This is a genomic window from Gemmatimonadales bacterium (assembly GCA_036279355.1).
Taxonomy (GTDB): domain Bacteria; phylum Gemmatimonadota; class Gemmatimonadetes; order Gemmatimonadales; family GWC2-71-9; genus DASQPE01.
In genome coordinates this window covers 1-7,249 of record DASUJH010000048.1, presented here as the reverse complement: position 1 = coordinate 7,249, position 7,249 = coordinate 1, and the positions used below count along the sequence as shown (strand labels likewise).

Sequence of the window (7,249 nt, the reverse complement as noted above, 5' to 3'; positions counted from 1 at the left end):
ACTCGAGGGTGCCGTCTGGTGGATCCAGGCACACACGAAGGACGATCGCTCGTGGCGGCTTCCGGAGCTCAAGGAGATCTGGGCTGCCGAGGTGAGCGAGCGGACGCCGCTCTCCGCGGCCGATCTGACGGACGGGGCCGTGGACGTCGAGTGGTTCGTGCATGTATTCGGTCAGCTCGGCGCCGTGCGCTGGAAGACGCTCGACACGGCGGCGAAGTACGCGGCCAGCAGGGCTGGGCACACGCGCGCGCAGCTCTTCGCGCGCGCGATGGCGGGACTCGTGACGCGCGAGCAGATTCTCGCGCGCATCGACACGTCGCGCCATCAGGACTCCGTGCGTGCACTGGGGCTGCTACCACTTCCGGACGGTGACAGCGGGCAGCGTGATCTGCTCGAGCGCTACCAGCGCCTTCAGTCGTTCAAGCGCCAATCACGGAAGTTCGGCTCCCAGCGCCAACAGAGCGAGTCGAGAGCCGTCGCGATCGGACTCGCGAACCTCGCGCGCACGGCGGGCCACCGTGATCCACAGCGCCTGCAGTGGGCCATGGAACAGCGGGCCGTGGCGGACCTCGCTCGCGGGCCGGTGGTTCTCACCCGCGGAGAGGTGAGCATCACGCTCTCCATCGACGTCGACGGCGCGCCTTCGCTGCGCATCGCGAGGCAGGACAAGTCGCTCAAGGCGCTGCCTTCTGCCTTGAGGAAAGACGCCGAGGTGGGGGAGTTGAGGGCGCGTCTTCAGGAGCTCCGTCGTCAGCGCTCACGTGTTCGTGAGGCGCTCGAGGAGGCGATGTGTCGTGGCGATACGTTCCAGTCGCACGAGCTCTGCGTGCTCCTCCAGCACCCCATCCTCGCACCGGCACTCGGGGTGCTCGTCTTCATCGGCGACGGCGTCGCCGGCTACCTCGCTGAGGGCGGGCGCGCGCTGCGCGACCACGCCGGCACGCAGCACGTGCTCGGGCACGTGGAGGAGGTGCGGATCGCGCATCCGCACGACCTGCTCGTGCGCGGCGATTGGTCGGCGTGGCAGCGCGACTGCTTCCGAGCGGAGCGTGTCCAGCCGCTCAAGCAACTCTTTCGCGAGCTGTACCCACTGACCGCGTCCGAGCGCGGCACCGATCGCACCCGCCGGTACGCCGGCCACCAGGTGAACCCTCGTCAGGCCCTCGCGCTCCTGGGCGGCCGGGGCTGGGTCGCGCGCCCGGAGGAGGGAGTGAGCCGGACCTTCCACGATGAGGGGCTGACCGCACGGCTGGGTTTTCAGGAGCCGTTCTTCACGCCGGCCGACATCGAGGGACTCACGCTCGAGGACGTGATCTTCACCCGCAAGGGCGAGTGGACCGCGCTGCCGCTCGACGGCATCCCGCCACGCCTGTTCAGCGAGGCGATGCGCGACCTCGACCTGGTGGTGAGCGTCGCGCATCGGGGGGGCGTCGATCCCGAGGCAACCGCGTCGACCGTCGAGATGCGAGCGGCCCTGCTGAATGAGAGCTGTGAATTGCTCGGCCTCGCGAACGTCGAGGTCAACGGCCGCCACGCGACCATCCACGGCTCGCTGGGCGACTACTCTGTTCACTTGGGGAGCGCGGGAGTGTTGGTGCTGCCCGGGACAGCGATCCCCATCGTCGCGGTGCACTCGCAGCACCGCGGTCGGATCTTCCTCCCGTTCGCGGATGACGACCCGAAGACCGCGGAGGTGCTGTCGAAGGTGCTGCTCCTCGCGCGGGACGATGAGATCCGCGATCCCAACATCCTGGAGTGGATCAGCGCCGCGCGCGGGGGGTGATGAGTTGAGTCCCTTGGAGGATTTGCCGGTACAACCATCCCGAGTTCCCCTTCGCGACGGCCAGCCGAGCCCTCGGCAGCACTTGACCTGAAGCGCATCGGAGGTTGGCGGGAGACGCGAGCAGGCGTCGGGTGCGCACCTCCGGCCGCACTCTTGCACTGCGGCCCCTGGTGGAGCGTCCTGCATCATCCAGCTGGAGGGCACCATGGCGCCCGCTCGTCTCGCCGCACGCTTGGGCCTCGTTCTCCTCATGGCCGCCGGTCGTGCAACGGCCCAGGAGCACCCGCCCGCCGCCGCCGCGTCGCTGGGGACGGTGCATTTCGAGACCTCGTGCAGCCCCGTCGTGGCGCCCGCGTTCGACCGCGGCGTCGCGCTGCTGCACTCCTTCGAGTTCGGCGCGTCGGCGCGCGCGTTCCGCGAGGTGCTCGCATCCGACTCCACGTGCGCCATGGCGTACTGGGGGCTTGCGCTCGGTCGCTGGGGCAACCCGATGGCAACCGGGAACCGCGATGCCGCACAGCTCGAAGCGGGGCGGAGAGCGGCCGATGCCGCGGCACGGTTTGACGAACGGGCGACGGAACGAGAGCGTGGCTACGTCACCGCCGTCGCGCGGCTCTACGCTGACTACGAGCGCGTGGGCCAGGAGGCGCGCGTAGCCGAGTACGAGCGCGCGATGGCTGCCCTCGTCGCGCGGCAGCCTGCCGACACCGAGGCGAAGATCTTCCACGCAATCGCCCTCGTGGCGTCGGCGCCGCCGACCGACAAATCGTACGCGCGCCAGCTCAGGGCGGGCGCCACGCTCGAGGCGCTCTGGAAGGTGCACCCGAACCACCCGGGCCTCGCGCATTACATCATCCATGCCTACGACTACCCGGCGCTGGCGGCGAGAGCCGACGCGGCGGCACGGCGCTACGCGCGCATCGCGCCTGCGGCGGCGCACGCGCTGCATATGCCGTCGCACACGTTCACGCGCGTGGGAGAGTGGGACGCGTCGGTGGCGACGAACCGTCGCTCGATCGAAGCCGCATTGCGCAGCGGGTCGATCGCCGAGGCGCTGCACGCGTCGGACTACGTCGAGTACGCGCTGCTCCAGATGCGCCGGCTCAGCGGAGCACGCGCGGTGCTCGGCTCGCTCCCTTCTCTCGAAGCACGGCTCGATCCGAACGCCGTCACGGGTGCCGCGCCCGGCTCGGCCGGGCTGTTCGCGCTCGCCGCCATCCCCGCGCGCTACGCGCTCGAGCGACGCGACTGGGCGGCGGCGGCCCGGTTGGCGCCGCGCGCGACCTCGTTCCAGTGGACGGAGGCGATGACGTACTTCGCTCGCGCCCTCGGTGCGTCGCACACCGGCGATGTTGTCACGGCGCGGGCATCGATCGACTCTCTGGCCGCCATCGAGCAGCGGCTGCGGAAGGAGGGTGAAGGATACTGGGCGGAGCAGGTCGCCATCCAGCGGCTGGGCGCTCGCGCGTGGTTCGAGCGAGCGAATGGGCGCGATAACGTAGCGCTCGCCGCGATGCGAGAGGCTGCCACGCGCGAGGACGCGACCGAGAAGTCCGCGGTTACGCCGGGGCCGTTGGCTCCCGCGCGCGAGCTGCTTGCCGACATGCTGCTCGAGCTCCGGCGACCGGCGGAGGCGCTTGCCGAGTACCGTGCCACACTTCGCAGGGAGCCGAACAGATACCATGCGCTCGACGGTGCGCGGCGAGCAGCGGCCGCAGCGGGCGATCGTGCCTCGGAGGCGGACTACACGCGCCGGTTGCGTGCGCTCACCGGCGGCTGACCTCCCACACGCTCGATGCCTGCGCTCTGGGCGTGAGCCAGCGTGGAGTCAACCGCGCGAACGTTGCGCTGCAGCCGGCCGGCCCCGAACCGTGACACCGCCCATTCGGCGTGCTCGCACACGAGTGGTTCCGGATCATCGAGCGCCTGCCTCTGGGCGTCAGCGTCGCGCTCGTCGCCGATGTTCCCCAGCACCACGGCCGCGTTGCGCTTCAGCCCCCGCAGCTTCGCCCGTTTCATCGGCGAGCCCTTGAATGCGGCGGCGAATTCCTCCCGGCTCATCCCGAGCAGCTCCCGCGAGAGCGTCCGCGCATCCTTCCCCGCGATCGCCTCCCGCGCCGCGAACGGCGAGCCCTCAGCCAACTCCCGCGCGAACCGCACGTTCCACGGACAGACCTCCTGGGAGAATTGCCGGTATAACCATTTTGAGATCCCGCTCTCGAGCGGAGCTGGAACACTCAGAAAGGCAAAGGCTTAGCGGCCTCGCTGTCCCCGTCGCCCTTCCCGCTTCCACTCGCGCAGAGGGTTAACGAGCAGCGGCAGCGCCCGTGAAGCCTGGCGACGGTGCGGATAGTACAGGTGGTAGCCCATGGAAGCGCCCCGGAGTCCGGCCGCATGCCACAGTCTCCCGGTCGCGTCGGCCGCACTCGCCGCGACGATCTATGGACGGCACGACACTTTCGGTGTACGTTTGGGGACTGAATGTCCCGATTCTCCTCCTGATCGCGAGGCGACCGATGGCCAACGAGAACCCGAACAAGCCGGAGCACCCGCCCCATCCCTCCCACCCGCCCCACCCGCCGCATCCGGGGCCGGTCGATCCCCCCGTTCCGCCGACGCCGCGGCCGGTGGGCTAGGGATGGCGTCCCAGCCTGACGGCGCGGCATCCGAGGGCGCGGCTGACAACGCCGCGCCCTCGGATGCTTTCGACTCCCGCTGGTGGGTTCGTGACCCCGCTCGTCTCCAGCGGGAGCTGGAGGCGCTCGCGGCAGCCGGAATCGCCGCCGAGCGTGACTCGGCGGCGGAAGGGGAAGGCGTCCTGCGGCTGGACCTGACCCACCCCCCAGTCGAGGGACTCGGCCCGGATCCGGTGCGACTGATCGCGATCTTCCCGGACCACTACCCGTTCTTCCCCGTCCACGTCGAGGCGCCGGACCTCGACCTCGCGCACCACCAGAATCCGTTCGTCAAGAATCTCTGCCTGCTAGCGCGCTCGGTGAGCACGTGGCGGCCCGCGACCGATACGCTGGCGGGCATCTTGGCGGAGCAGCTCCCCCGGCTCGTGACCGTGGCCGCCACAGAGGACGCTGAGACGATGGCCGAGCTCGAGGAGCATGTGCCCGAGCCGGCCACCTGGTACTACCCGTACGAGCGCACTAGTGCCGTACTCGTCGCCGTCGAGCGTGAGAGTATCGCCGCGCGCGTCCCCGACTCAGCGACCTATGGCTCGTTCGTTCTAGGGCTAGAAGAGCTACCACGCCCGGGGGTCCCGGGAGCGTCCGCTGTGCTCCGCGGCGCGCTGCTCAGCGTACAGAACCACGCCGGACGGACGCTTCTCGAGGCACCGCCGGCGCTCGTCGAGCGCTACGCACAGCGCCCGCACGTGACCGGCTACTGGGCTCGGACGGAGCGCGCCGTCGTCGGCGCGCCCGACGAAGACCCTGCGGACGCGGTCTACAAAGCCGCCGAGCACGCCGATCCTCGCAAGCAGAAGCCTCCGGCGCTCGAGCTGCCGAACAATTATCGGCTCCGCATGCGCGCGACCCTTTTCGCCGAGGAGCAGCGGTGGCGCGGGGAAGCGCATCACGTCGGGGATGGCTGGGCCTTCGCGGTGCGCATGTACTCCGTTCCCGCAGATAGCTCCCACGGTGGGCCACGTGGCGGATTCATCCCGGCGCGCGGGGCGCGCGGCGCGCGTGGTCGAAGCTACCCCACGGCAGCGCGCCCAGCGTCGGCTAAGACAGCGCCGCACAGGTCAAACGGGCCGACCGAGCGCGTCGTCTACCTCGCTCGTCCGCAGCGGTACTTGCCGGCGGACCTGGCGCTGCGTGCCCCCGAGCTAGCCCCGCTCGCCGCCCATTCGGTGGCGGTCTTCGGCCTCGGCTGCCTCGGCGCGCCGAGCGCGTTTGAGTTGGCGCGTGCCTCTGTGGGCGGACTGCGGCTGCTGGATGGTGACCATGTTGAGGCGGCGACGACGCTGCGCTGGCCAGTAGGGCTAAGCGCCTTCGGCTGGCCGAAGGCCGCCGTCGTCGCGGGCTTGGTCAAGAACGACTACCCCTACGTGCGCGTCGAGGCGGAGATCGTGCACCAGTTCGGGGACGTGCGTCGGCTGGCCGGGCGCACCGACGCGCCGAAGGGCATGCCCGTCGTCACCGAGGCCGACATCATGACGAAGATGCTGGCCGGCGCCTCGCTGCTTTATGACGCGTGCGCCGAGCGGGGGGTCCAATACTTCCTCTCGCAGGCCGCGCGGGCGCGCGGGCTCCCGTACGCTGGCGTTCAAGGAACGCCCGGCGGCTGGGGCGGTATGGTTGTCTGCGTGGACCCCGCCCGCACCGAGGGCTGCTGGGGCTGCCTCCAGCACTGGCTCGGTGTGCCTACCGCCCAGGGCGGAATCCCGGGCCCGCCGCAGGACCCGCTGCGCGGAGACGTTGGCGTGGAAGGCTGCGCCGAGCGCACCTACGCGGGGGCGAACCCGGACCTAGGCGAGGTAGCGCTCATGGGCGTGCGCATGACCATGGGGATACTCGCCAACATGGCCGGTGCGGCGGGCGAACCCGCAGACCGCCCGCGCTACCCGCGCGCGCCGTGGGACGTGGCTGTGCTCTCGCTCCGCGACGCGGCCGGACGGCTGATCGCGCCGCGCTGGGATACCTTCGACCTGCGGCGCCACCCGAGTTGCACGCTTTGCTCGCCTGCCGGCAGGCACGGGGGGGCCTAACTGTGGCGAGAGCCGCGCGTGGGTCACGGGTAGGGCATCGGCCGCCGACCCTGTGGCTCGCGCGTGACGCCCACGCGGCGATGCTCCGGGAGGCGGTGCAGCGACATCCACACGAGACGGGCGGCGTCCTGCTCGGATATGCGGGCGACGGCGACGACGTCGTGGTGACCGCGGTCGTGGGGCCGGGGCCGAACGCGGTTCACGAGCGGAGCCGCTTCGTCCCGGACCACGCCCACCACGAGTCGGAGGTCGCACGCCTCTACGAGCAGTCGGGCCGCCGCTGGACCTACCTCGGCGATTGGCACACGCACCCCGACACGATGGCCTACCTGAGCGCTACTGACGCAGAGACCCTCGAGAGCATCGCCGGCGCCGAGGCAGCGCGCGTGCCGTGGCCCGTCATGGTGATTCTCGGGCAGCACCCCGGCGCCCCGGTCGGTCGGGAGCGCCCAAGACGGCTCGCCGGCGAACACTGGTACGTCCGCGCGTGGCGCTACGCTAGGCGGCGCGCCTTATTGGGCCGCATCACGCGGGGGCGGCCCACGGACGCGGACGCTCGGCGCTGCGAAGTGGCGTTGTTCAACGCGCCGGCCTGAGCCACGAGACCGAGCACCGCTGAGTTCAGTTCCGCGCGCACCGCCGCGCCCGCCTCAACCTCTAGGCGGGCGCGGACGGCGACGGCCGCCGTCCGGGACCGTGACGGACAGAGCGCCCAGGCGGCGTGCGAGCGCACAAGCAGCCTTCCC

At 70.9% G+C, this 7,249-nt stretch carries 5 protein-coding genes; 4 read left to right on the top strand and 1 reads right to left on the bottom strand.

All coding sequences use genetic code 11. The features are described 5' to 3' along the window. Both VFW66_11840 and VFW66_11835 read left to right on the top strand, forming a co-directional pair. On the top strand, positions 1 to 1,783 hold a 1,783-nt coding region (locus VFW66_11840; protein ID HEX5387388.1), incomplete at its 5' end, for a DUF5724 domain-containing protein. A 205-nt stretch (positions 1,784 to 1,988) separates the two neighbouring features. Next, positions 1,989 to 3,563 carry a hypothetical protein gene (locus VFW66_11835; GenBank protein ID HEX5387387.1) on the top strand — a complete coding sequence of 525 codons (1,575 nt, stop codon included), beginning with the start codon at positions 1,989 to 1,991 and terminating at the stop codon, positions 3,561 to 3,563. Here VFW66_11835 and VFW66_11830 read toward each other — a convergent pair. Further along, entirely contained in the window at positions 3,527 to 3,844 is a 318-nt protein-coding gene (locus tag VFW66_11830; protein ID HEX5387386.1) for a hypothetical protein, read from the bottom strand. The two genes, VFW66_11835 and VFW66_11830, sit on opposite strands and share 37 nt — an antisense overlap. Positions 3,845 to 4,421: 577 nt before the next feature. On the opposite strand from VFW66_11830, the gene VFW66_11825 reads away from it, so the two are divergent. Both VFW66_11825 and VFW66_11820 read left to right on the top strand, forming a co-directional pair. Next, complete coding sequence (locus tag VFW66_11825; GenBank protein HEX5387385.1) at positions 4,422 to 6,503, top strand: ThiF family adenylyltransferase; 2,082 nt, start codon at positions 4,422 to 4,424, stop codon at positions 6,501 to 6,503. 2 nt (positions 6,504 to 6,505) lie between these two features. Further along, positions 6,506 to 7,099 (top strand): Mov34/MPN/PAD-1 family protein, encoded by a 594-nt coding sequence (locus VFW66_11820; protein ID HEX5387384.1) that lies wholly within the window; start codon positions 6,506 to 6,508, stop codon positions 7,097 to 7,099. The last annotated feature ends 150 nt before the right edge of the window (positions 7,100 to 7,249 follow it).

What these genes read in the sequence shown, in the direction of transcription:
- VFW66_11830 (HEX5387386.1), bottom strand. Translation starts at nt 3,844, where the DNA reads ATGAGCCGGGAGGAATTCGCCGCCGCATTCAAGGGCTCGCCGATGAAA.
- VFW66_11825 (HEX5387385.1), top strand. Translation starts at nt 4,422, where the DNA reads ATGGCGTCCCAGCCTGACGGCGCGGCATCCGAGGGCGCGGCTGACAAC.
- VFW66_11835 (HEX5387387.1), top strand. Translation starts at nt 1,989, where the DNA reads ATGGCGCCCGCTCGTCTCGCCGCACGCTTGGGCCTCGTTCTCCTCATG.